Source organism: Paenibacillus sp. JNU01 (assembly GCF_059130585.1).
In genome coordinates, this window is sequence record NZ_CP169723.1 from 2,548,279 (window position 1) to 2,574,065 (window position 25,787).

21 protein-coding genes are annotated in these 25,787 nt (G+C 47.0%); 5 read left to right on the forward strand and 16 right to left on the reverse strand.

Features of this window, described 5'->3' with window-relative positions; genetic code table 11:
• Nucleotides 1-5: 5 nt before the first annotated feature.
• The 4 genes from NLBNIHML_RS11080 to NLBNIHML_RS11095 all read right to left on the reverse strand — a co-directional run bounded on the left by NLBNIHML_RS11080 (nucleotide 6) and on the right by NLBNIHML_RS11095 (nucleotide 6,097).
• Nucleotides 6-1,511: an extracellular solute-binding protein gene (locus NLBNIHML_RS11080; protein WP_494354376.1), complete on the reverse strand. Its 1,506-nt coding sequence runs from the start codon at nucleotides 1,509-1,511 to the stop codon at nucleotides 6-8.
• Between the two features lie 18 nt (nucleotides 1,512-1,529).
• Nucleotides 1,530-2,417: a carbohydrate ABC transporter permease gene (locus tag NLBNIHML_RS11085; protein ID WP_494354377.1), complete on the reverse strand. Its 888-nt coding sequence runs from the start codon at nucleotides 2,415-2,417 to the stop codon at nucleotides 1,530-1,532.
• Nucleotides 2,418-2,429: 12 nt separating this feature from the next.
• Nucleotides 2,430-3,359 carry an ABC transporter permease gene (locus tag NLBNIHML_RS11090; RefSeq protein WP_339243194.1) on the reverse strand — a complete coding sequence of 310 codons (930 nt, stop codon included), beginning with the start codon at nucleotides 3,357-3,359 and terminating at the stop codon, nucleotides 2,430-2,432.
• A gap of 332 nt (nucleotides 3,360-3,691) precedes the next feature.
• Nucleotides 3,692-6,097 (reverse strand): AraC family transcriptional regulator, encoded by a 2,406-nt coding sequence (locus NLBNIHML_RS11095; protein ID WP_472476618.1) that lies wholly within the window; start codon nucleotides 6,095-6,097, stop codon nucleotides 3,692-3,694.
• Between the two features lie 215 nt (nucleotides 6,098-6,312).
• Between NLBNIHML_RS11095 and NLBNIHML_RS11100 the strand changes: the two genes are divergently transcribed.
• From NLBNIHML_RS11100 to NLBNIHML_RS11110, 3 genes are all read left to right on the forward strand, one after another.
• Nucleotides 6,313-7,668 carry a dipeptidase gene (locus NLBNIHML_RS11100; RefSeq protein WP_339237208.1) on the forward strand — a complete coding sequence of 452 codons (1,356 nt, stop codon included), beginning with the start codon at nucleotides 6,313-6,315 and terminating at the stop codon, nucleotides 7,666-7,668.
• A gap of 1,104 nt (nucleotides 7,669-8,772) precedes the next feature.
• Complete coding sequence (locus tag NLBNIHML_RS11105; RefSeq protein WP_494354378.1) at nucleotides 8,773-9,348, forward strand: TetR-like C-terminal domain-containing protein; 576 nt, start codon at nucleotides 8,773-8,775, stop codon at nucleotides 9,346-9,348.
• 153 nt (nucleotides 9,349-9,501) lie between these two features.
• Nucleotides 9,502-11,088: an oleate hydratase gene (locus NLBNIHML_RS11110; protein ID WP_494354379.1), complete on the forward strand. Its 1,587-nt coding sequence runs from the start codon at nucleotides 9,502-9,504 to the stop codon at nucleotides 11,086-11,088.
• Nucleotides 11,089-11,694: 606 nt separating this feature from the next.
• Here NLBNIHML_RS11110 and NLBNIHML_RS11115 read toward each other — a convergent pair.
• The 4 genes from NLBNIHML_RS11115 to NLBNIHML_RS11130 form a co-directional block, all read right to left on the reverse strand.
• Nucleotides 11,695-12,066 carry a hypothetical protein gene (locus NLBNIHML_RS11115; protein WP_339237218.1) on the reverse strand — a complete coding sequence of 124 codons (372 nt, stop codon included), beginning with the start codon at nucleotides 12,064-12,066 and terminating at the stop codon, nucleotides 11,695-11,697.
• Nucleotides 12,067-12,181: 115 nt separating this feature from the next.
• Complete coding sequence (nagA, locus tag NLBNIHML_RS11120; protein ID WP_339237221.1) at nucleotides 12,182-13,396, reverse strand: N-acetylglucosamine-6-phosphate deacetylase; 1,215 nt, start codon at nucleotides 13,394-13,396, stop codon at nucleotides 12,182-12,184.
• A complete protein-coding gene (gene nagB, locus NLBNIHML_RS11125) occupies nucleotides 13,393-14,121 on the reverse strand; it encodes a glucosamine-6-phosphate deaminase (RefSeq protein ID WP_221820902.1) in 729 nt (242 codons plus the stop codon). Before nagB ends, nagA begins: the two co-directional genes overlap by 4 nt.
• A 4-nt stretch (nucleotides 14,122-14,125) precedes the next feature.
• On the reverse strand, nucleotides 14,126-14,989 hold the full coding sequence (locus NLBNIHML_RS11130; protein ID WP_017692537.1) for a MurR/RpiR family transcriptional regulator: 864 nt from the start codon (nucleotides 14,987-14,989) through the stop codon (nucleotides 14,126-14,128).
• Between the two features lie 227 nt (nucleotides 14,990-15,216).
• On the opposite strand from NLBNIHML_RS11130, the gene NLBNIHML_RS11135 reads away from it, so the two are divergent.
• The gene (locus tag NLBNIHML_RS11135) at nucleotides 15,217-15,567 is read left to right on the forward strand and encodes a hypothetical protein (RefSeq protein ID WP_494354380.1); all 351 of its coding nucleotides are present in this window, start codon (nucleotides 15,217-15,219) and stop codon (nucleotides 15,565-15,567) included.
• 165 nt (nucleotides 15,568-15,732) lie between these two features.
• Here NLBNIHML_RS11135 and NLBNIHML_RS11140 read toward each other — a convergent pair whose 3' ends face one another.
• The 7 genes from NLBNIHML_RS11140 to NLBNIHML_RS11170 all read right to left on the reverse strand — a co-directional run bounded on the left by NLBNIHML_RS11140 (nucleotide 15,733) and on the right by NLBNIHML_RS11170 (nucleotide 22,742).
• Complete coding sequence (locus NLBNIHML_RS11140; protein WP_339257095.1) at nucleotides 15,733-16,272, reverse strand: DUF4303 domain-containing protein; 540 nt, start codon at nucleotides 16,270-16,272, stop codon at nucleotides 15,733-15,735.
• Between the two features lie 487 nt (nucleotides 16,273-16,759).
• Nucleotides 16,760-16,984: a helix-turn-helix domain-containing protein gene (locus NLBNIHML_RS11145; protein ID WP_017692532.1), complete on the reverse strand. Its 225-nt coding sequence runs from the start codon at nucleotides 16,982-16,984 to the stop codon at nucleotides 16,760-16,762.
• A gap of 258 nt (nucleotides 16,985-17,242) precedes the next feature.
• Nucleotides 17,243-18,232, reverse strand: coding sequence for a YhcN/YlaJ family sporulation lipoprotein (locus NLBNIHML_RS11150; RefSeq protein ID WP_494354381.1), 990 nt, complete (start codon nucleotides 18,230-18,232; stop codon nucleotides 17,243-17,245).
• 269 nt (nucleotides 18,233-18,501) lie between these two features.
• Nucleotides 18,502-19,461, reverse strand: a complete 960-nt coding sequence (locus NLBNIHML_RS11155; RefSeq protein ID WP_494354382.1) for a DUF4340 domain-containing protein — start codon at nucleotides 19,459-19,461, stop codon at nucleotides 18,502-18,504.
• A complete protein-coding gene (locus NLBNIHML_RS11160) occupies nucleotides 19,458-20,852 on the reverse strand; it encodes a GldG family protein (protein ID WP_494354383.1) in 1,395 nt (464 codons plus the stop codon). Before NLBNIHML_RS11160 ends, NLBNIHML_RS11155 begins: the two co-directional genes overlap by 4 nt.
• Nucleotides 20,853-20,856: 4 nt before the next feature.
• A complete protein-coding gene (locus tag NLBNIHML_RS11165; protein WP_494354384.1) occupies nucleotides 20,857-21,573 on the reverse strand; it encodes an ABC transporter permease subunit in 717 nt (238 codons plus the stop codon).
• Entirely contained in the window at nucleotides 21,570-22,742 is a 1,173-nt protein-coding gene (locus tag NLBNIHML_RS11170) for an ABC transporter ATP-binding protein (RefSeq protein ID WP_494354385.1), read from the reverse strand. Before NLBNIHML_RS11170 ends, NLBNIHML_RS11165 begins: the two co-directional genes overlap by 4 nt.
• 244 nt (nucleotides 22,743-22,986) lie before the next feature.
• On the opposite strand from NLBNIHML_RS11170, the gene NLBNIHML_RS11175 reads away from it, so the two are divergent.
• A complete protein-coding gene (locus NLBNIHML_RS11175; protein ID WP_342570936.1) occupies nucleotides 22,987-24,060 on the forward strand; it encodes a glycosyltransferase family 4 protein in 1,074 nt (357 codons plus the stop codon).
• Between the two features lie 64 nt (nucleotides 24,061-24,124).
• On the opposite strand, the gene NLBNIHML_RS11180 is transcribed toward NLBNIHML_RS11175, so the two are convergent.
• Nucleotides 24,125-25,609 carry a DHA2 family efflux MFS transporter permease subunit gene (locus tag NLBNIHML_RS11180; protein ID WP_494354386.1) on the reverse strand — a complete coding sequence of 495 codons (1,485 nt, stop codon included), beginning with the start codon at nucleotides 25,607-25,609 and terminating at the stop codon, nucleotides 24,125-24,127.
• Nucleotides 25,610-25,787 lie beyond the last annotated feature (178 nt).

Sequence of the window (25,787 nt, forward strand, 5' to 3'; positions counted from 1 at the left end):
TCCAACTACTTCAGTGCAGCGTACAGTTCATTGACTTCTTTCACATAATCGTCTCCGCCGTTGTTCTTCCAAAGGGTAACAGCATCTTCGAATCCTTTCTCATCAATCTGACCTACGATATATTTGATCCGTGCATCGTTAATGATATTGTCCAGCTGCGGCCCTTTCTGAGCATAAACATCAGAGATCAGCGGTTCACCAGGATTGGCGATGACAATCTCTTCGTTGGCTTTCTGCACCTGTGCAACTTTTTCACGGACAGGTGTCTGTTGTACACGAAGGGTTTTGTCCTCCGGCACAAACATCAATATCTGATTTAAACCCTGCAGATCGCGGAGGGCAAGCTTGTCAGTGGAAGGGATAATATAGTTTTCTTTTTTCTCATACTGCTTGCCTTCCAGTCCATTCCCAAGCAGCGCCTGCAATTCTGGTTCATTGAGTTGATCCAGGAAGCGCAGTACCTTCTTCAGTTCCTCTTCCGTTTTGACACTGCCTTTGGAGATGGCAATCATTCCGGAATATCCGGACGTTGGCATATCACGCAGCCCCTTCGGACCTTCCATGGCTTGCAGCACATCGACACGTCCTGTCGCATTCGGATCTTTATCCAGTATTTTCTGGTCCATACGCTGTGCGTTATCTGCTACATCCACCATGACACCCGCTTGCCCGTTCACAAATGGATCAGGCAGTTTCGTTGCATCCATCACGGCAAAGTCCTTGTTCACCAGACCCTCGCTGTAGATCTGACGGAAAAATTTCAGCGCTTCCATGTATTCCGGTGTCTCATGCGCAGGGATTAGCCCTCCGTTGCCATCCTCTCCCCATTTATTGGGGGCACCGAACCACACCTGCATGTTATCCCACGGTCCCGTGAATTTGCTGGCTACCAGACCGTACGTATCATCCTTTCCGTTACCGTCCGGGTCATCCTTCGTGAACGCTTTCAATACATTGTAAAATTCATCAATCGTCTTCGGCTCTTCCAGCCCCAGATTCTCCAGCCAGTCCTTACGGATAGTCACCCCATTACGTCCCAGAGGGCGTGCCCGATAAATCCCATAGGTTTTGCCATCGATAGAGGCATTGTTGGTGATGATTTCATTCATCTGGCTCAGGTTCGGATAGTCCTTCAGATAAGGACCCAGTTCCCAGAATGCCCCTGTCCGGGCTGCATTGATAAAGCTTGGGGATTTCCCCAATACGACCATAATTTGCGGAAGTTTGCCTGAAGCTAGTGTGATATTGAATTTGTCCTCATAGGAACTGCTGGGCACCCATTGCAGATTAACATCAACCTTGGTCAACTCCTCCAGCTTCTGAATCACAGGGCTGTTGTCCGGCGGATTCTCCGCTTCAAAGTTCGGCAGCATAATCGTGAGCTGATCGGTGCCACCCGCAGCGGTTCCTGAATCTGCTTTGTCCGTGGAGCATGCGCCCAGAATTGTACTAAGTACCAATGACGCTGAGAGCAGCAGTACCCCTTTTTTGAATCCCGTTTTTTGTCCCATACGTTCTCCCCCTTGGCTTTAGCCTTTGATTGAACCTAACATGACACCTTTGGCAAAATGCTTCTGCAAAAACGGATACACCAGCAAAATTGGAATCGTACCTACAACGATTACCGCCATTTTGATCGACTGCTCTGGTGGCTGGACAAAATTAGGGTCCATGTTTGCCATATCTCCGACACTGGCTTGCGAGAGCAATACGATCTGTCTCAGCATGACCTGCAGCGGCCATTTGTCACTGTCGGAAATGTACAGAAGTGCCGAGAAAAAGTTGTTCCAATGTCCCACGGCGTAAAACAAGGCAAACGTGGCAATGACCGGCTTCGATAAAGGCAGTACGATTCGCCACAGCACGCCGAGATCCGAACAGCCGTCGATGCGGGCCGCTTCCTCCAGCCCGGGCGGCATTTGCTGAAAAAAGTTTTTGACTACTATTAAGTTAAAAGCGCTGATCGCGCCAGGAAGCATAAGGGCCCAGTAAGAATCGAGCAGTCCCAGTCCACGAATGACGAGATACGTTGGGATCATGCCACCGCCGAATAACATGGAGAAGATTACCAGATTCATCATGACGTTACGGCCCCAGAAGTCACTTCTGGACAGTGGATAAGCCATCGTTAAGGTGAAGAACAAATTCACCAGTGTACCTGCCACTGTGATGAAGATGGAAACGCCAATGCTGCGAAAGATCGTGGAAGAAGAGAAAATATACTCATATGCACTGAAAGAAAATACCTTCGGAATAAGGAAAAAACTCCGTTCGGTGATCTCGGCTTCCGTTGCGAAAGAATTCCCTATAATATACAGGAAAGGAAGGACAGTTAATATGCCCAGAATCCCCAGCATGACGTAATTGAAGATATCAAATACCTTGCCGGCAGGGCTGTTGTATAGACGGCTGTTCATGGGCGCTCCTCCTTAATAAATTCCGGGGTGACCGAACTTTTTCGCAAGTTTATTACTGCCAAGTACCAAAATGATGCCCACCACAGACTTGAATAGTCCAACAGCGGTACTGTAACTGAAAGCCCCTTGCGTAATCCCCACCGTGTACACATACGTATCAAATACGTCTGCAACATCCCGGTTGAGGGAGTTGGTCATGAGATAGATCTGCTCAAATCCGGTATCCAGAAAGTTTCCCAGTCTGAGAATGAGCAAGATGACTATGGTCGTACGAATCGCGGGAAGCGTAATATGCCACATTCGCCGCAATCGTCCTGCGCCATCCACAATGGAGGCTTCATACTGTTCCGTATCCACACCTGCGAGGGCCGCCAGGAAGATAATTGTGCCCCAGCCCATCTCTTTCCACATCATCTGAACAATAATGAGTGGTCGGAACGAACCCGGACTGGAGAGCACATCAATAGGTTTGCCTGTAATCCAGGCGATCAGATCATATAAGACTCCGCCCTGCGGGGTCAGAAACACGTACGTGATACTCGCGATAATCACCATGGATACAAAGTGGGGTACATAGACCAGCGTTTGAATGGTTCTTTTGAAGAATGCGACCCGAATTTCATTTAATAACAAAGCGATAATGATGGGTGCCGGGAAAAAGAAGATCAGATCATACAGCGCAAGGACCAGCGTATTGCGTAATAGTCGGAAGAAGTCCGGGTTGGAGAAAAAGTTCGTAAAGTTCTCCAGCCCCACCCAATTACTCTCCCGAATGCCCAGGAAAGGCTGGTAGTCCTGAAAGGCAATGATGATCCCCCACATAGGCAAATATTTAAAGATGACAAAGTACAAAAAGCCGGGAAGTACAAGCACATATAACCATTTGTTTCGTTGGATCTGCCTTTTCCAGTTCGACTCTCGTCTCATGGGCCTTGTTGCCATATCCGCTTGAGCAGTGGCAGTGGCGTTGGTGTTCCAGTCTGTCTTCCCCTTCATCATGTCTCCCCTCCCTTAGTCATGTAAGCGTTATCAATAATCCTGATACTCAGACTATACAGCCCTTCTTTTTCCGGCAACCTTCATTTTTTGCATCGCTACGACATGATGGTCGTTAAGCCCGCTATAACGCCATTCTTCCTTGATATTGGACATATCGTAGCAGATAGAATTGCACATTTTTGCAGGTTTATCCTTCTTTGTATGACGGTAAAAAAAGAAAAAAACGACATCCGCTAATGCTGGATGCCGGTCAGAAATGACAGACGGATGAACGGTTATTGTCCAAACCATTGTTCGCGATACTGACTCGGGGTAATGCCCTCCTGTTTCTTGAAGATCCGATTAAAATAACTATGCTGATAGCCCACAGCCGCCGCAACATCATTGATTTTCATCGTTGTCTCCCTTAACAATTGCTTCGCCGCATCCATTCTCACACGTGTCAGATAATCAATAAAATTGATGCCTGATACCTGTTTGAATGCCTTGCTCAGTGCATAGGGTGTCATCTGCTCCGCGTCAGCGCAGTTTTCCAGCGAAATATCGCTACGATAATGGGTATCGATATACAACATTGTACGTTCCACCACCTGTTTCAGCGGTTCCTGGGATCGTGCTTCAATCTCTTGGATATACGGTGTGAATACCTCATTCATCATCCATTGTCTCATCTGAAAAGGTTCACGAATACCGGATAGCCGTTCATACATGTTGCAACCACCAAACAGCTTATAAGGTGTCACTCCCGTTTGCAGCATCATGTGCTGAATACTGCCGAGTAATTGCAGCATCATCTGCTGCACCTGAAATTCGGTACTACCCGTCCGCGTAATCTCGCTCATGAATTGTTCCAGCACACGTTCCGCTTCGTCCTGCTTGCCCAGCCTGATCGCCTGCAGCAACTCACGTTCCAGTCCAAGCGGATAGGAAGCTGCTTCGTTTCTGTGGAAACACGCCTCATCCTCCAGATCGAGTATCTGACTTCCTTCCTCCACACTGCGATATGCCACGGCCTGTTCCATCTCGACGAATCGTCCGGGCAGTTCCTGAAGTGAAGCTGCTGGGCGGCTGATCATCAAGGTCACCTTCATTTTGAGCGTTCGTCCAATCACCTCCACGAGCTCCTGTCCCCATAACATCGCTTGTGACTTCACAGGTTCGTCCTGAGGAGCGATCACAAGCATGGCGGAAGACAGGTCATGAAAGTTCATGACACTGATCTGCCTGAAATGATTTTTTGCCACTTCCTGTGTGATATTCACTGCTGCAAAGGTGACTAAACCCTTGTCCTGGCTTCCGAATCTGCCTTGCAGCTGCTCGTATCCCGTAAAATACATCTGCACCAGCAAATACTGCTGACCCTCCAACTCAAATCCGAGATGACGCATCCGCTGCTGGAGATCCTGCTCGTTATAGGCATATAAATGTCCCTGCACAAGTTGTAAGACAAAGCTGTCGCGCAGATGGGGAAGCTGCTCCTGCAACTGGCGATGTGCCGTTACACTGCGGGAGGTCAGTTCGTTCCATTGTTGCTCCAGCAGCTCAAACTCGTCCAGCTTCTCATCCGTTGGTGTAGTTTCGTTTCTGCCAGGCGTAAGCAGGTGCAGCATCCGTGCTACAGGCGAATAGATGCGGCGGGAAGCAAACCAGGATAACAACAATCCCAGGATGAGACTGCCTGCACTCGCAATGACGATGATCTTGGATACCAGCTTGACGGGCGAAGTGACTGAGGTCAAAGGTGCTGCGGAGACGTACGTCCAGTCCGAATCAATCCGACTCAACGAGCCATACGAGACAGAATAGGTCTGATCCTCATATCGGAACAGGAATGAGCGGCTATCTGCATGCAGGGCCACTTCTTTTTTTAGCTGCTGTTCAAAAGCAGAAGTCTCCCCCGCCGTTCCCGGATTCCCTGTAACCAGTGTGTTGCCTTCCTGATCCATAAGGAACGTTAAACCTTCATCATAAGGCGTAAGCGTTTTCAATAAACTGGCGACTTTCTCGTTATCCAGCGTAATAATCAGTGCACCAAATGGATTCATGCTCTCCCCTGGGATCTTATGTACGAGAACGAGTGCATTGCCTGCATCCGTATGCAGTAGACTATTGTTGGTCGAAGGGGCGGTATCTCGGTTGATGCCCGAAACCCAGTCTGTCCAGTACACGTGGTTGCCCATGGAGAGATAACGATCATACGCTTGTACTTTGGCATCATCATTCAACTCGTTATAATCCCGATTAAACAAGATCGGCTTCGGTTCCTGCAAATATAGCTGTGCTGACTTGATCAACGGGTGGGAACCTTGTAGTACATATAATGTAGTGACGATCTCCTGCGTTTCATTAAAATAATACACAAAATCCAGCGTTCGTAACGCATTGCCAAACCTCGGTTCAAAAGCCCAATGAGATAAGTTCATCTCCAGATAGGCCAGTTGATCATCCACATTGCGTGCCCGATTCTCGATCTGGTTCTGATGCATCCGATTGAATTCGGTTTCCATCCGGCCAACCACCTGTTGATACATCACGATACCTGTGATTAACCCGGGAATACTGGCAATGAGTAAAATAAGCATAAGGCTGTTTCGATAAAATCGTCCTTTATGTCTTCCTGCTTTGAAATCGGATAACCGCTTGAATCTGCCCAATATTCGATCATTCCTCGTCGGTTCCATCGCTACTCACCTGCCTGCTTGCATCGGGTCTGACTGTCATGGAAACTTCCTCAACTCCCTTGAGAATATATGGATGAAATCCTTTTCTTGTATTATACGCATAATCATCAGGTGAATGAAATGATCTGTAACCGATCATTTTTTTAACCAATGTTTTATTAACATGACAAAATGGATTACAATGAGATAAAGCAAACATCAAGGAGGCCTTTTTAATGAAAGAACAGACTTACTTTGAACAAAATAGAGAAAAACACCTGGCAGAACTGAATGAATGGTTATCCATTCCAAGTATCTCCGCCATTTCTGAGCATAAAGAGGATGTTAATCGTGCAGCACAATGGGCAGCAGATGCGCTCACACGTGCAGGCATGGAAAACGTAGAGGTCATTCCAACGGCTGGACATCCGATTGTCTATGCAGATCACCTGCATGCACCCGGCAAACCGACAGCTCTGATCTATGGTCATTATGATGTACAACCTGTAGATCCCCTTAATCTGTGGGACACGCCTCCTTTCGAACCTACCATTCGTGATGGCAAGCTGTTCGCTCGTGGTGCAACGGATGACAAAGGACAGATCTTCCTACATATCAAGGCTGTAGAAGCCATTCTCGCCGAAAACAAAGAACTTCCGGTTAACATCAAGTTCTGTATCGAAGGTGAAGAGGAAATCTCCAGTCCGAACCTGCCCATCTATCTGAATGACAATACGGACAAGCTGCGTGCAGACATGATACTGATCTCGGATACGTCCCTGCTTGAAAAAGGGAAACCGGCGATCTCCACTGGCCTGCGTGGTCTATGTTCGCTTCACGTGGATCTGAACACAGCCAATACCGACTTGCACTCCGGTTCATTTGGTGGTGGTGTACCCAACGCACTTCATGCACTCGTATCCCTGCTCGCATCGTTGCATGATGAGCAAGGCCGTGTAAGTGTAGATGGATTTTACGATGGCGTTCTGCCACTGTCTCCTGAGATGAGAGAAGAATTTGTGAAACAGGGCTTCAATGAAGAACAGCTTCGTCAAGACCTCGGACTGGAGCAATTGTACGGCGAAGAAGGTTATTCGTTCGTGGAACGTGTTGGCGCTCGTCCAACATTGGAACTGAATGGGGTATGGGGTGGTTTCCAGGGCGAAGGCAGCAAAACGGTTATTCCGAAGGAAGCTCATGCCAAAATCACCTGCCGCCTCGTAGCGGACCAAGACCCACAACATGTATTGGATCGTATCGAAGCACATCTGCGCGCTCACGTTCAACCGGGTGCAACCCTGCATGTGAAACAGATCGAGAAAGCTTTTGCTTTCAATATCGATCCTGCCAATCCCATTCTGCAAAAAGCGGCAGATGCATATGAGCATGTGTATGGCGTTCGTGCCCTCTTTACCAAAGATGGCGGTTCCATTCCAATTGTTGAGAAGCTCTCACGTGTACTCGAAATCCCTGCTGTGATGATGGGCTTTGGTTTGCCGGATGAGAATCTGCATGCACCGAACGAGCACTTCAACCTGGAGAACTTTGATAAAGGGTTGTTGACGATTGTTCAGTTCTTGAAAAGTTTGTAATCATCGCGTTTAAAACCAGTTCATGCTGAGAGCGTGCGGACGTGACGTTCCGGTGCCGAATCGTTCTTTCGATCGCTGTTATCGTCGGATTTTTTGGATTTCCCTTCTCGAAGGGTAAAATCCGACGATAAAGGCGAACGTTCCGCTTCTTCAGAATCGATTTCGTCCCCTTCACTACGTTGCAGCTCTCGCAGACTGATTTTAGGATTGATCCTAACTTTTTATATGGGTTAGGTAATAGGGACAGTAAAAGGACGGCCTTCGGGTCGTTCTTTTTGATTTGATTTCGTTTTTTTATTTGTTTTCTTGTGTTTTTGTTGCTTTGCTACTTTGGGGCTTTGAGGCTTTGGCGAATATGTAGTTTTTTTCAATGGCTGTTTTCATGATGGAGACTTGCTTTTATCGGGCACCAGTAATAGGGAAAAAAAAAAAAACATTGGCTGATGGCGACTCTTTGAATGTTGTCTCAATCGTTATGTATTAACTTGCTTTATCAGGGCTGCTTTAAAGGATTGGGTGTGAATTTGATGGGTTAGTGTAGCAGATAATCAAAACGATGGGCTTCGGGCTCTCGGGCTGTATTTTTGATTTTTTCTTCTTCACTCGTTGTAGTTCTTCCTATGACTGATTTTATAGACGGAGTCTTGGTCTGAATGGTTTAGTGTATTAGAGATAACATACGCGACGGCTTATCAGCTCTTTTAGATGGACTTGGTATTTTCACTAGGTTCCAAGTTTCCGCTTTACTTTTACTTCTGATTCTTTATGGTGAATGATTTTGATGAGGCCTGACTTTTAAAGGGTTGTGATCGTCAGATTATAAGTGAAGGACTTCGGCATTTGGTTTGGAACGGTTGATATCTGGAATATCCACTGGTGGAGTCACATGGTGCGGATCGGGTAACAAATGCCTTAATAGCTATAGGTGCCCTGCTTCACTACAAGGGTGGTCAGCCACGGGGATATCTGAATGGGAGGATCTTTCGGGATTCTTGCATTTTGACTCGCTTATACTCAGGGCTTCGCTGCGGTGACTTTTGGCCATGGGGTGTTTACTTACTGTTATGTCCGAGCAAGCTAATCCAAAATGATGAGGTGATTATTGTGTCTGCTTCTCACCTAACCAAACATGCGCTGGCTCACTCGCTCAAATCACTGATGGAGCATACTCCGCTGAACAAGATTACGGTCAAACATCTGGTGGATCATTGCGGATTGAATCGGCAAACCTTTTATTATCATTTTCAGGATATTTACGCGCTGCTTGGATGGATCTATCAGACTGAAGCGGTGGAGAGCCTTACGGAATACCGAAGCTACAGCACATGGACGGACGGATTCTATAAAATCTTTTGTTACATCGAGAACAATAAATCATTCTGCTGCAACACACTCGACTCGCTCGGTCGCACCCACCTGGATACATACCTCTATGAAGTAACGCATGATCTGATTATGGGTGTGATTGATGAGCTAGCCTGTGGGATAAAGGTCCGCAGTGAAGACAAAGAGTTTATCGCCAACTTCTATACCCTGGCCTTCACCGGGCTAATCATTCAGTGGATGAGGGGTAATATGCAAGAAGCGCCAAAACAGATTATTGAAAAGCTCAGTGAGCTGATCGAAGGTAATGTCCTGAAGGCATTGCATAGGTATGAGAATAAGCTGCCATCCGATTAGGATGCGCGGCTTTTTAGCATACAATCTAACTCTAGGTTTTAGACATTTTTCCAAAAGTGACTAAAAACCAGACATACCTATTCTTTTGAGCATACCTTACGGGACCTGCAAGGTTTACATTAGGGATGTGACTACAGTACCTTTTGGAGGCGAATGATCGTGAAGAAAGAATACGGTAATAAACAGGTCTATTTTGTAGGCGGCGGTATTGCATCATTGGCGGGTGCAGCTTATCTAGTCAGAGATTGTGACTTTCCTGGAGAACACATTCACATTATCGAAGAAATGCCGATTCTCGGTGGTAGCAATGATGGGGCTGGTAATCCCGATCAAGGATATATTATCCGCGGCGGTCGAATGCTCAATGACGAGGCTTATGAAAATCTATGGGAGTTGTTGGCGTCCATCCCTTCCATCGACCGTCCGAGCATATCTGTCCGACAGGAAATTACCGAATTTGACGATGCCAATCCCACACATTCTAATGCGCGGCTCATCAACCGTGACGGCAAGGTCGAGGATGTGCTCTCCATGGGTTTTGATATGGCGGATCGTCTGGCGATGGGCAAGCTGATTATTACTCCTGAAGACACGCTGGGTAAACTGCGAATCAACGACTGGTTTGGCCCTCACTTTTTCCAAACGAACTTCTGGTATATGTGGGCGACCACCTTTGCCTTCCAACCTTGGCACAGCGCCGTGGAATTCAAAAGATACATGCTTCGCTTTTTTCACGAATTCCCAAGAATTCAGACGCTGGAAGGTGTCACCCGCACACCGTTCAACCAATATGACTCAATTATCCTGCCACTGTATAACTATCTGGAACCGTTTGGCATAGATTTCACGCTGAAATGTACTGTCACCGATCTGGACTTCAAAGAGGGCGACGGCATTACGGTAAGTCGGATGCATGTGCTCAAGGGAGGTAAAGAGGAGGTCATTGACATCCACGAAGGCGATCTGGTCATTGTCACCAATGGCTCGATGACCGAAGGGGCCGACCTCGGCTCCATGACTTCTGCACCGAAACTGAACGGCAAGGGCAGCTCATGGAAGCTGTGGGAGAACATTGCCGCCAAGAAACCGATGCTGGGTAATCCCTCTTCATTTAATGATCATGTGCATGAGTCCAAATGGGAGTCGTTTACGGTCACCTTCCAGGATTCGGTCTTCTTTGATCTGATGGAGAAATTCACACGCAACCGGGCAGGTACCGGCGCTCTGGTTACTTTCAAGGATTCCAGTTGGTTCATGTCTGTCGTTCTGGCCTTCCAACCACATTTCCGTGGTCAGCCGGAGCATGTCAAGGTGTTCTGGGGATACGGATTATACCCGGATAATGTTGGCGACTACGTGAAGAAAAAAATGAGCGATTGTACCGGGGAAGAGATTATGCAGGAGTTGATCGGCCATCTTCATTTTCAGGAACATCAAGAGGCGATCATGGCTACCGCCAACTGCATTCCATGCATGATGCCTTACATCACTGCCCAATTTATGCCTAGACTGAACAGCGACAGACCAAAAGTTGTGCCTGAGGGCTCCACCAACCTGGCCTTTATTAGCCAATTCTGCGAGATTCCCGATGACGTGGTATTCACGGAAGAATATTCGGTCCGGGCAGCACGGATTGCCGTCTACACTCTTCTCGGAGAGAACCGACCAATTGAGCCGATTAACCAGTACCAGTATGATGTTCGGACGCTGTTCAGCAGTTTTGTGACATCGTTTAGATAACTGCTTAGGATGGGGATTCAGACATAACATAAGCTTAATTCTCGTCGAGCGAGTCAAAACGAGTTAATAAGTGAATCTTGGTGAATATGTCTGATGTTGAATTAAAAGGTCGTTTTATATAGCAAATAGAGAGTTCCGTCAGCGTGACAGGACTCTCTATTTCATGTACTCCTTTACTATCTGAGCCCGATACATAATCTCCATCAAGATTGCCAACTATCGTCTAAAGAACCTTACAGGCCTTATTGCTCGAAATTTCGCAGGTTTGAGAATCTAACGAATCGTAGGCGCCTTATTTTGAGTCTAAGCATAGTTTTGTAACGTAATATCGCTCATTTTCATTACATAGCGTGTCTGAGATTCGTTACATTTTGTATCACAGCAAAATCTTGGAAATAAGACTTCGCAGGTTCGTTAGAACTGAGCGTCCCTTCAGAGATTATTACGTATGAGAGGCACTCGTTGTCATGTCTTATTGTCGAGATCCTAGTCCGTACTTTATTGAAACCTGACTTATCATGCTTCCGTGTTGCTCATGTATACTCATGTGGTTGTTCTTATTATTCTTGGTGTTACTTTTCATTTTTTCATTGTTACCCATCGCGCTTATGTGCGGAAAGTCGTAAACTTCAGCATGTGCACAAGTTTGGAGAAATGTGCGATCTCCTGTTGGACGCCAGAAGTATCAGTCCCCGACATGGCCTGATTCGCTCGTAATGTTCTACGGGTGTTCAGCATACCTTCGATCAGTTTCATGACCGTGTTGCGGCCACGATGATCGACAATCATATACTTTTTGCGTGCATCTAGCTCTACCCACACGATGTTGCTGAATGATGTGAACAGATGCTTGCGGTACTGCTCCATATCGGTTTCATTGTAATGCTCGCCATAAAAGGCATAGTATCCGTGTATGTGCAACTTCTCCGCCAACACTGTGATGAACGGATCATGTTCGAGCATAGCGTTACGTTCCATGTTTCACGCCTCCGTTATGCGTGATCCGCAGATCCCGTCTTTTTGAGATCTATTTTAACATAATACGCAAGCTGTTGCCTCTCTTGCCTCTCCGCAAACATGTCCACGCTACAACTTACTCGCCGACCCGTCTGCCCTTCACCCACACACCCTCAATATCCAGCTCCGCATTCAGCAAAACGATATCTGCCTGTTTTCCCTGAGCCAGGGAACCTGTCCGGTGATCAATGCCCAGCAGGCGTGCGGGGGTCAGACTTGCTGCACGTGATGCAGCGTTCAGACTCAAGCCAACTTCCTGTACCAGGTAACGGAAACCGCGAATCATCGTCAGTGTGCTTCCGGCCAGTGCGCCGCCGTCCTTCAGTCTGGCCTCACCGTGCTTCACGATGACGGGCAGGTCGCCGATCTTGTATTCCCCGTCATCCAATCCCGCAGCAGACATGGCATCTGTGATCAACACGAGTTGATCATTATGTTGCTTCAATTGAGCGAGGATGGAAATCGCCGCAGGGTGCACGTGAATACCATCGGCAATCACCTCAGCACTGATACGCGGATCACTTAGCACCGCTCCGGCAGCTCCCGGTAGCCGGTGATGCAGCGGTGTCATCGCATTAAACGTATGCACCGCATGATGAAGTCCGGCTTCAACTGCTCGCTCCACCTCTTCATAGGTCGCATCGGTGTGGCCGAGTGCCGCTGTAATCCGCTGTTCACGCAGCCACGAGATGACTTCCAGTGCGCCTTCACGTTCCGGTGCCAACGTAACTTGACGGATTAGGCCGGGATATTGCTTCTCCCATGTTTCAAGCCAGGATACATCAGGTAGAATGATATGTTCGGGATTTTGCGCACCAGGCCATTTCGGACTGAAAAACGGACCTTCCAGGTGCACACCCTCAAGCTGTGCATACGGCATCTCACCGGAACGATAACGAGCTACTTCAGCAAGTACGCTGTCCAGTCGCTCTTTCGGAGCGGTCATGGAAGTCGCAAGCATCGCTGTTGTTCCCTGCGTACTATGAAAAGAAGTGATCTTGTCCAACACCTCCGGGCTTGCATCCATAAAGTCTTCTCCGTTCCCACCATGCACATGGATATCAATGAATCCAGGCACAATGAGGCCATGGTCCGGTACAGACAGCTGCAAAGCTTCTCGCCGAATCTGTTCAGGAAGACCTTCCGGTACCCCAGCATAAAGGATTTTCCCATCCCTCCAGGCTAATACGCCGTCTTCCAATATCTCATTGGAAAGGAGCAGCTTGCCCCGAAGAAGAGAAATATTTTGTTCACGCTGGCTCCCAGGTTCATGATTATTCGCTCCGGTCATCTCACCAGCCTCCCTGCTGCACGGTCCAGCAATACCACCACATTTGGATGACATTGCAATAGCGATGCAGGACAGGCCGTTGTAATTGGGCCCATGAACGCTTCGCGAATAATCTCGGCTTTTTCCTCCCCACGGGCAATGAGCAGAATCTGTTTGGCTTTCAAAATGGTACCAACACCCATCGTAATCGCCTGAGCCGGAACCTCATCGATGCTGTCGAAGAAGCGCGCGTTTGCCTTACGTGTCTCTTCTTTCAGATCCACAACATGCGTTCGTCCTGTAAGTTCAGTTCCCGGTTCATTGAAGCCAATATGACCATTATGTCCAATGCCCAGCAGTTGCAGATCCACGGGTCCACGATCATCCAAGCGCTGTTCATAAGACTTACATTCCTGTTCCAGATCGGCAGCCTGACCATCAGGTACATGCGTTCTCGCAAGATCCATATCGATATGATGAAATAATTGTTCGTTCATGAAACTGCGGTAACTTTCGCGATGCTCTGTTGGAAGTCCTACATACTCATCCAGATTGAATGAAGAAGCCTGCGAGAAACTGACCAGTCCCTTCTGGTACAACGTGATAAGCTGTTTATATATGCCTACAGGCGAACTTCCTGTTGCGAGTCCGAGGACTGCACGTGGTTTGGTCTGCAATAAACTTGCGATGACTCCTGCACCTGTGGCATTCAAATCTTCTTCATTTTCAAAAATACGTATATTCATCTGTTTAAGCACCTCCGTTGTGTTGTACGCGATAGGACTGCACGTTGTGATAGGATTGTTCCAGTCTCGGGATAAAACGGTCGAAGTCGGCACTTACCATGCCTGTGAACAAAATATCAACCACATGCAGCAGTGCAATACGTGAAGCCATATCTCCACGCCTCATGCCCTCTTCCAGAGAAGAGGTGAACAGTGGGATATCAGATACCGTTGCGAGTGTATTACTTCCATAGGAAGTCAGTGAAATCGTAGAAGCTCCGGCTTGTTTGGCACAATGCAGGGCATCAATGGTTTCGGGTGTTTCGCCTGAATAGGATACGGCCATTGCGACATCCCCCTCAGCGAGCGAAGATGCGGATGTGATCTGCATGTGGGAGTCGGAGAAAGCAGTACAACTTTTGCCAATCCTCACCAACTTCTGATAGAAATCCTGTGTCACAATCGACGAGGTCGCCACACCGTACAGATCAATACGGCGAGCCTGGCACAATAATTGCACCGCCTGCTCCAATCTGCCCAGATCCAGCAAACGGGTAGTATCAGCAATAGACGCGAGGTGGTTGGCTTCGATCGCTTCAACAATTTTGGATAGTGAATTGCCTGCTACAATGTCCTGATAAGCCGTTTCATCAGAAGCGTGGGACAATTCTGCGGCGAGCTTCATTTTGAAATCGGGAAAACCTTTGAAATGAAACGACTTGCAAAAGCGGGTCACCGTTGCCGCACTTGTACCACTCTGCTCTGCCAGATGACTAATCGTCCAGCCGGGAATGTCCGACGGAGATTGCATAATGACTTCGGCAATACGTCGCTCCTGAGACGGAAGGTTATTCAGTTCTTGCTGCAACGCACGTAATATGGCTGCCATAAGGACCTCACTTGTATGAAAATTATTTTTATATATTTTTAAATAAATAAGAAAATCATTTTTATAACTTCATTCTAATCAAGACGATCCTGCAAATCAAGAGCAATTTCTCACGACTTTCGCAATGATACTGAACTTGTATAGACACTCACCAGCTTGATACATATCATATGTATCCTTTATATTGAGAATCGAGATATGATCGTATTAAAAAAAGGAGCCATTCAATGAATCGAAGACAACGGGAAAAGTTCATTCCTTCCATCTGGATTATTGCTACCAAACCAACAGAAGGACACGCCTATTATGCCCTCTATGCCATCGACTGGAAACGCGGAGGTCGGCTCAGTTGGGAAGGCTGGAATCACTTTGAAAACCTGCTGCAATTTCATATTCCGATCAAACGAAAAGCTGGCGGGCGGAAATCTTCTTCCACGCCTGCCGCCAAAATAGCGAAAAGAGCGCTCCATCTTCATCTGAATGAAGCACAGTTCGAGGAACTGGAGCAGCTCTTTTATCAGCCATTTTCGAAGAAAAGATGGAGGACGTTTATTCGAATGAATAGGAATCAGACGTGATAAAGTGATATGAATTAGGTTATTTATTTTTCAAGCTAAAACAAAAAAGCCTCTCCCCTTCTTTAGATAAAATAAAGAATTAGGAAAGACTTTCGTGGTATTAAAATTCAATTCGTTTTCATTTGATTTGCATTTAACTCAAAACTCAACTCAAGTTAACTCGTTCTAATTCATGTCATCATATCGTTCTAGGAACGTGCTGACTAAGCCGGGTACCGTCATTTGGTGAACCGATTGATTCTCAATCTCCTCCGCCAGATCGTCATCTGTGAGGGAAACAAAGAAGGTAATGTCTGCTTTAGTTTGTCCATATCGAGCAAAAACGTCATCGGCTGTCTCATTCACGACTTTAGCGATGATTCGAATGATCTCATTCTTATACTCCCGAACCTCTTCTGTTGCATACAACAATCGGCTGATGTGGTTAAAGTGCGTATCCTCGCCATACTGATATTCGGAGCAGCCCCATCTGTAATAGATCTCGTCCTCCTCACTGTCGCATAGCCCTTGCTCTTTCATTCTCGAAATGTGCGTTGCCAGGGATTCCTCGGTATTCACCGCCATAAACAGCGTTACCCAATCACTGTCCGTTCCAAATGCACAAGCATATACTTTCTCATGTTGCACTTTAGCCAGCGTCTGTTCCAGATCGGGTAGAAACCCCGCTCTAAATTGTTTTTCAAATTCACTTAAGAAACGGTCCATTCAGCTCATCCTTTCATGTTTTATATAAGTTGAATACCGAATCGTTACACTTGCCACTTCGCTGACAGAATAACCTTCTGATCACTGTTATCCCCAGATTTCTTGTATCACTTTTTAAAAGTGGAAATCTGCGGATAAAGGCGACCGCTCCGCTTCTTCAGGTCATTTCTGCCCTCTCCGTTCTAGTGTAAATATGTAGTTTAACTTATATAGATGTAGTACAAAAAAATCTCAACCAATTTGTTCAAGCTATTGTTTCACTTCAAAGCCTTACCTACAATCTCTTATCTACTTCATATATGTAAATCATTATGGCCTAGTAAATTAATGAAAACAAGCGATGCTACGTTTCGGATATTCCCTCAAAAATATTGATAGTTCCCTGAGTCCATGGTCCATACCAGCAAAAAAGCCTTGCCCCATTCTTCATGACAAAGAATAGAGAAAGGCTTTCATGCTGCTACTTCATCCTAACTGTAATTCGCAACTAGATCTTCAGTTCTCCAAGCTTAATCAGCTCGACAACTGCCTGCGAACGACCCTTAACATTGAGTTTCTGCATCACATTCGAAATATGGTTACGCACCGTTTTCTCGCTGATGAATAACTGCCCTGCGATGTCACGCGTTGTTTTGTCTTGAACCAGTAATTCGAATACTTCGCGTTCACGGTGGGTTAACAAAAATTTGCTTTTATGATCGATACCCTTCAATGTTCACCCCTCCTTGCTCGGGTTGTGTTGGTGTAACAAGGTTAAGGGGATACAGTCAACTCATCTTATGTCAGATCAAGGGCGTTGGTTCAGTTTTATAAGAAAAATGGGCAGGAATTATGTGTTTTATTGTCCCAAGTGAACCTGTGCCGTGGCATATGTAATCCAACATTTGAATCATTGATATTAAAACAAACATGCCCTTGCAGCTGATGATATCATCCGCGCAAAGGCACACTTGTTCATTGAGCTTGGAATCTACCGATTCATTCGATTCATGACCCCACCGTCGTGATTACGGTTCATCAGGCCATCGTCAAGGATGCCATCGCGGTGATTCATTCCTGCTCCGTTGGTTGGGAAGATACGCTCCACCATCGATTGGAACGTATCGATCATGCCACTAACGGGTTTACCATTACGAATATCTGTGGCATAGTTCTCGACATGCTGCACAAATTCCGGATTGGCTGATACATATACATTCTCGATGTTCGGCGCAAACTGCTTGATTTTGGCTGAAATCTTGCCTTTAATCTCAGCTGATGTGTTATCATCCGTGCTATCTACACGTTGTCCTTCACTTTTCATTCCATAATGACCATCGTTCGTCCCACGTGCTTTGCCGCTGTTTGTGAGACCACGCATCATTCCAACCGCTCCTGTACCCATCGTGCCGTAGATGCCACGATCATTGCCCATATGGCTGCGATCCGTTGCTGAATTCGTGTTCAGCCCTGGAGCAATTCCACTTGTGCTGTACGGTGACATTGTGCCTGTACCGCCATTCACACGCATGCCTCCCATATCGTGGTTCATGTTGCCACCACGCATGGTATCACTCGCATGATTACGCATCGTTCCACCCAGCATGCTTGTACGACCGTTGGACTTGCTCTCCAACTTGCCTGCATGACCATCTGCCAAACGTACCGCAACATAAGCATTACGATCCGTTAACATGACACGGGCGGATTTCACTTCCTTCATCTCCGTAATGCGTTTAGCCAGCTCTTCACTGGATTTCAGGTCAGTAACATTATGCATGCGATAACTTTTCGCACGGATGCCATCCATGCCATTCGTTTCCACACCATAACGGTTAATGCCGCTCGCTTGCTGACGGACACTTTGCGTATGCATATTGTTGGTATCCCGATTCGTGCCACATCCTGTCAAACCGGCCATTACAAAGATTGCAGTAGACAATGATAACGTAATAGCTGTTGCCTTTTTGACTGCTGGCATGTACTCATCCTCCAATGTATGTTGGTTTTGGTCACAAAGATAGGATGCGCTTCTGTGCGTGCCGATATGCTGAAAGGATATGGTACCTTACCCTGTAGATTTGGATGCTCAATTTTTGCTCACAGCTTATTGATCTTAGGGTTTTGAACTGCAGACCATAAGGTCTTCGCTATAAAATAAAAAAAACAGTACTGCGTGTTCGCAGCACTGTCTACATGTAACTTAAATTTTATTTCAAGTCATTGATGAACTCTTACCTTTTGCGCCACTCATTTTCCTTCTGTTGATGTCTTAATTGTATCCGGGAATTTCTCGGCTTCCGTTAGACTCGTCGTCTCCAAGGCATATGCCCATTGACCATCCGGCGTAACGACCCAGATCTGATCCGGTTCGGATGGCAACGTAAGTCCTCGATACACATCTCTCACTTGTTGCCCATTGACCGTCTGCTCAACAGACAGGGTGAATCGTGGAACAGTACCTTTTAACTCAGACGCTTTGCGCACGTCATCTGCTGTTGACAGGTTTTTGATTTTGCCGATAAGGGATACGGCGTCTGTGGCTTCAATCGTTTTTCCATTCAGTGTCCAGGTCTGCTCTGCAGCACCGTTCTCCGATGTCGATGTTAACATCCAGGTAGCGGCTTCACCTTCCCACTCCAGAGACCCCACATTTGTCTCATCCATGTTGAACGGTGTAGTATCCAACAGATCACGACGTGACAAGGCTATGTTATTAATCGCCTCTGTCTGTACGGCAACTACGGGACCCTCATCTACGCGCACATATCGTGCGTCATCTGCTGGAAGCTGGCCACCAATCGCCAGTTTGATCTCCCGATGATCTTTGAGTTGGATATCCATACGTGTCGCATCTGTTCCTAATCCGTACTTATCCAGATCTGCCGGCGCTTCTTCCACCACCATTTCCTGGTTCGCACCACTCAGAGCATCTAACCAACTGCTAACACTATAACCGTTCAGAGGATAAGCTTTCGGCTCAACCATCTGCCATACGCCATGTTCAAGCGTCAAAGTTGAAGATGCTGCTGCACCGGATGTTTCTGCGGTGGAGTCATGTATTATGATGGATTGAATATCTTCGGATTGAATACCGAGCAACTTGGCTTGCACCGCTTCTTCCTCCCGAAAATAATTTTGACTAGCCGCGTACACCCATCCCACAATGAGTACGATGACCACCAGAATTGTTGGAACCCATTTTCTCATACCCGTCTGCGCCTCCACCATAAGAGTACACCGATGATCACAAAGATAAGCGGGAACGCTACAATAGCCACGAAGAAAATCGTTCTGGCCTGTTCGCCACTCAGGTATGCTGTCTCATACCCGGCTTGGACCCGTGGACGAATCGTCAATCCATTTTCTTTCTCACTTAAATAATTCACGGTATTCAGAATAAAGTCCCTGTTTCCGCCATTCGCAATATCCGAATCCTGCATAAAAATGGACGAGCCCAGAATAACTGCCTTCGGTTTGCCATCCGTCGTATCGGCTGCATACCCAAGTTCCACTGGCCCCTGAATATCCTCTTTAGCATCATTGGTTGTTTCATTTTGCAATAAGCCGCCGATATTCGTCTCCCCATAACTGTCATTGGAAGAATGGATTAACGGTGAAAGGGTGTATTTATCCTGCTCTTTGCTGGTCAACGCAATCGACAGCGACAACATCGGGTATAGCTTGCTTGCAGCAAGTTTGTCCGTAATTGCATGTGTTCCATACTCCGGTACCACCCAGAGTGGTCCCATCGTACTGGCTTGTTGATTATCCACCATCACTGCATGCTCATCAACGACACCATAGTCTGCCATGAGGGCATCGATGTTTTTCCAGCTGGATTTCATATCTTCTACGAATCCGAGGGATAATAACAGCTTGCCTCCATTACTCAGATATGTGCGAATGGCCTTCATTTCTGCATCACTGAGATCACGTTGTGGACCTATAATGGCAAGCACATCTGCATCTTCGGGAACCTTCCCGGCCTGATTTAGCTGCAATTCTTCTGTCTGCACATTATTTTGTTCCAATGAAGATTGCAGCGTAGTCATCTGATCAAGACTCAGCTCTTCATGCCCGGTCAGAAAGACCATTTTATGCATCTCGGTGGATGACATATTCATAAGCGCCTGTGTCAGCTTTTCCTCACCTGTGAACTGATAGGATCCGTCACTGCCGTCACCTGCCGCGGTGAACAAACTGGCGATATCAATCACTTTGTGTTGATCTCCCTGCTCCAGCACAATGGAGCTGCCTGTTATGCCGTATTTGGATGCAAGTGCAGGTTCTTGCGTCAGATTATACTGTTTTAGTTTCAGCTTGCTGTTCCGTTTCGTGTATTCCTCCACCATATCCGTGACTTCACGGTTCAGCACGGTGTTGTTGGCATTTTCGACGGTTAACACCAGAATGTTGACGTCATCCTTCACGTCTTTGATCGCAGTAAGGGACTGGTCAGACAACGTGTATTGTTTGTTCGAGGTCAGATCGAGCTGGAAGCCGCCAAGTGAGTTCAGGAACAGTGTTAGCAAAATAAAGATGCCAATCACCGCAACAGACAGCACGGTACTGTTGGTATGACTTAACCATTTTTTCATCTTCTCACCTCCACCGCTTCCGTTCGACAACTTGAATGCTTAACAGCAGAAACACACCTGAAAGTGTGACATAGTACAATATATCCGGTCCGCTAAGCACGCCTTTCATGAAGCTGTCAAACCGGTTAGTCAGGGCAAACGGATCGAGCCACTGCTGCAAAGCAGATCCTGTATTACCTGCGAATGAATCAAGCATCCACAAAACGAGCAAAATAATAAAACCCGCCACCGCAGACACCATCTGATGCTGGGATAACGTGGAAGCGAACAGTCCTATTGCCATCATGCTTCCGCCCAGGAACAATAAACCCAGCGCAGACATCCATACCGTCGTCATATCCAATGTTCCATAGAACGACATGATGAAGGGGTACACCAGACTGCACAGGATGAGCACGACCAGAATGGCCAGAGAAGCAAGGTATTTGCCAAAAATAATCTCTGTTACACGCGCCGGAGAAGTCAGCAGCAGTTCATCCGTTCCTTGTCTGAATTCTTCCGCAACAAGCCGCATCGTTAACAAAGGCACGACAAACAGCAACATGGATAACGTATCCCCCAGCACGAGTCGATAATCGACAATACTCGGCTGGTAATATACGAAACTGGAGTAGAACAGCAAGCTGGTCATCAGTACATATACGGCAAAAGCAAAATAGGACGTTGGAGACAGAAAATAAGCTTGCAGCTCTTTGTTACATACCGCCATCATTCGTCTCATTTGGAGTCCTCCCCTTTGCGCGAATGGGACGAAGCATCCGTTGAAGTGTTCGTTAATGTACTACTTGTTGGACTCGGTGATGTTCCCGATACACTCGACGAGTCGTTGTCGGAAGTTACATTCGCCTGATCCATCACTGCCCCAGCAACCTGATCCCCATCTGCCGAATCAGCTTTTGTATCTTTTATATCCGTTGTTGTCTCGGTTGTGGTCAGCTTCAGGAAAATCTGTTCCAGACTGAGATTCTCCTTTTTCATCTCCAGAATCGGTAATCCTGCACCGGACAAAAGGTAAAATAGCTCCTCCCGGAAATCTTCCGAGTTCTCTCCAGTAAGAAGCATTTTAACCGTATTCGCTGTATCAGAAGTAAGTGAAGTATCTCTGGTGGTATTCGCATCTGATGTTTGAATGACTTCACTCCGCACTTTCTCCCATGGTTTCAGCACATTATGTAATTGCTCCGCAGTGGCCTTCACTTCAATCGACACCTTGAACTGATCCCCCGTTGCTGATCCGAAATGCTGTGGTGAACCATCCAGCACGAGCTGCCCCTGATTAATGATCAACATTCGATTACAGAGTGTGCTCACTTCAGGCAAAATATGCGTACTGAGCAGCACCGTATGATTCTCCCCCAGTTCCCGAATCAGATCTCGGATCTCGATAATCTGATTTGGATCAAGGCCCGAGGTTGGCTCATCCAGCACCAGAAGATCCGGCTTGTGAATAATGGCTCCTGCCAGCCCTAGGCGTTGCTTGTATCCTTTGGATAACCCACGTACCATTTGTCTCTCCCGACCCTGGAGTCCCAATCTGCTTACCATCTCGCTGACTCGCAGCTTAACCTCACGTGCCGGAACATCTCTCAAATTCGCTACGAATTTAAGGTAGGACTGCACTGTCATATCCGGATACAGTGGCGGAGTTTCAGGCAGATATCCAATCTTGGAACGAACACGCTGGCCTTGGTCATGCACCGGTACCCCATCCACCAGGATGGAACCCGCGGTTGGATGCACATAGCCCGTAATCATACGCATCGTTGTTGTTTTTCCGGCACCATTGGGGCCGAGAAACCCGACAATTTCACCACGTTCCATGGTGAAATCCAATTGATGTACACCGCGCTGCCCTTCGTAAACTTTGCTGACCTGTTTCACTTCGAGCACATCATTCATCCTTTCCCGTTAAAATACCCGTGTACCATCGTTTAAGGTAGATGTGTACACGGGAAGTTCCTTGTATAATACGTGATCTATCCTAAGCCCAGCTTAATGTCACTTAAAAGAAAGCTTAAAAAAATGTGTCCAAAATGTGTACACATTAAACAACACCCACACCCTATACTTCAAGCCAACGTAACATAGAGTACAGGAGAATGTGCTCCTGACCAAAAGTCAGAGGGTGAATCGTGTGAAAGTATTATTCACGTTTTATGTTCCAAGCGGTGGCGTGGATACGTTAAACCGACTGCGCACCGCTGTTCTGAAACGCCATGGCATTGAAGCGCACCTACTTTATCTCAACACAGGCTCGGGATTGCAGAACAACAGTGATACCCCCATTTTCACCGCATCCAGTGACGAGGATATCCATCATATCATTCATACTCATCATTATGATGCCATCATCGCCACTTCAGACATCGCTATGCCCGGCCGCTTGAGAGCGCTTGGCTATACAGGAAAAATTATTTTTGAAGCGCAGGGACTCGGAACACGCGATCAGGCTCTGGAAACGATACAGATGGGTGTACCTTACCTTCAGGCCCATTGCGATGCTGCCGTTATCCCTCCCACAGACCACCTTCTGGATATGTTCATTCATATCTGTCCTTGGCTACATCGGTTTGTTATTCCCAATATGCTGGATACAGACACCTTCGCACCGGTTCTGGTGGATACTCCACCCTATCCAGTGCTGGCTTGGGTAGGACGACTTGAACACAATAAAAACTGGCGGGAATATTTAATCATTTCGAGTGAAATCATCAAAAAAAATCCGAAAGCCAGACTATGGTTATTCCATGATCCCACTTTGGCCAATCCAGAAGATGAAGTCATGTTCCGGCACATGTTGGCAGAATACGGGCTTGAGGATCGGATCGGCATCTTCGTCAATGTTCCCCATTCTCAGATGCCCACATACTATTCGATGATTGCTGCGTCAGGGGGAATCATGTTATCCACTTCCCTGCTAGAAGGATTCGGCTATGCCGTCGCTGAAGCCATTAGCTGCGGTTGCCCAGTGCTCAGCACAGATTCGGATGGTGTGCGCTCATTCATCACACATAATAAGACTGGAAAGTTTTATCCCATTGGAAATATAAAGGCTGCTGTAGACGAAGCAAGAGACCTCATGAAGAACAAGAAACTGCGGGAGTATATCCGCATTCAGGGCAGACAGCATATGAGCTTGTCTTTCTCACCTGATCGATATGCCCATTCTTTCCGTGAAATGATGACAGCACTGCGAATTTTTCATTGAGCATAACAAAAAGGCAGTTCAGCAAGATTCTCTGAACTGCCTTACTATGTCACTTTAAAAAGTCTTAGTGTCCCATCATCATCGCGGGATCAGGCTTGTCGCCATTTTGAAGTTCTTCTTCCGGCATCGGTTTTGGTTTGCGCAGAATCAGACTGAGCAGACATCCAAACAATGCAATACAAGCGGCCAGGAAGAACGTATCATTGAAACCACTCACCAGACCTTGAACTATAGCGGTCGGCTCTGCACTCGTTGTATTGTCTGCGATTCTTGAAGTAAGGAAGCCTGTGAGCCCTGCAACCGCAAAGGACACGACCACTTGCTGTGCAGCGGCCGTAAGCGGTGTAACCCGTCCAACCAGCTTACGTGGTGCAGCGTTCAATACATGCGTATTGAGTGGCATCATGGACAAGCCCATACCCAGACCCATCATGATCAGGGCCGTGATAATCAGGCCAAGACCTGTCTCTGCCGTGATGGAGGACAGAATAAACAAGGCTCCCGAGATAATTCCCAGACCCACGAAGGCCAGAGGTCTGGCACCGATTTTATCAAACAACCGACCACCAAGCGGCATACCCACGCCGGAAGCCAGAGCCTGCGGAAGCAGAATCAATCCCGTTTCCAGTGCAGTATACCCTTTGATCTGCTGCAAATAAAGCGGGATCAGGATCATCGCACCGAACAGCGCCACTTGTGACACCCATGCGAGAATAATCCCCCGTGAGAAATCAGATGATTTGAATACCCGGAGTTCGAGCAATGGATTTTGATGACGAAGTTCCACAATAATGAATAAGATGAGCGCCACGCCACCTACGATTACACCAGTCAGTGTTGTTGTAGATGTCCAGCTCGTTCCCCCCTCACTCACACCGTAAGCGAGCATTGAGAATGCGATTGGCGCCAGAATCATGCCGAGCAGATCCAGTGCAGGCGTGCGTCCACGATCTGTATCAGGCAAAAATTTGATACATAGAATGAAAGCTGCAATACCAATGGGCAAGTTAATCAGGAAGATCCAGTGCCAGCTCAGTGATTCAATAAACCAACCGGACAATACCGGGCCCAGTGCAGGGGCAAGCAGCATGGGAATTCCGAGCATGCCCATGATGGAACCTCTTCGTTCAGGAGGAGCCAGTCGAAATACCATCGCCATACCAATAGGAGCAACCATGCCTCCCCCAAGGCCTTGAATGACACGGTAAATGATTAATTGCTCAGGTGATTGGGCAATGGAGCATAACACAGAACCCAAGGTAAACATGGCAATGGTGAACAGGAATACTCTTTTGGCACCGAAACGGTCCGTTAACCAACCTGCCAGCGGAATAACTGCAGACAAAGCCAAGGTATATCCTGTAACCGTCCATTGGATGGTCTTCAGATCCGTCTCGAAATATTGAACGAGATTCGGAATGGCCACATTAACAACGGTACTGTCCAGAATAACCATGATCATGCCGACGATAATAGCCAGGAGTGGAAAAATAATGGTTTTAATCGAAAACTCTGCCGGCTCCTGTGATACTGCTGTTTGTTCTTTCACGTTCTCCACACTCTTTTCCGGCAGAAGAACACAGGCTACTGCCTGCATCTCACTAGCCTATATTCTCTCGACTGATTTCAAACTTTCGTTTTAAATCGTCGTTTTAAACTTTCGTTTAACACTGATCTAATTCTAATGAAAATACCTTTGCTGTCAAGCTATTTTTTCAGAATTTTCT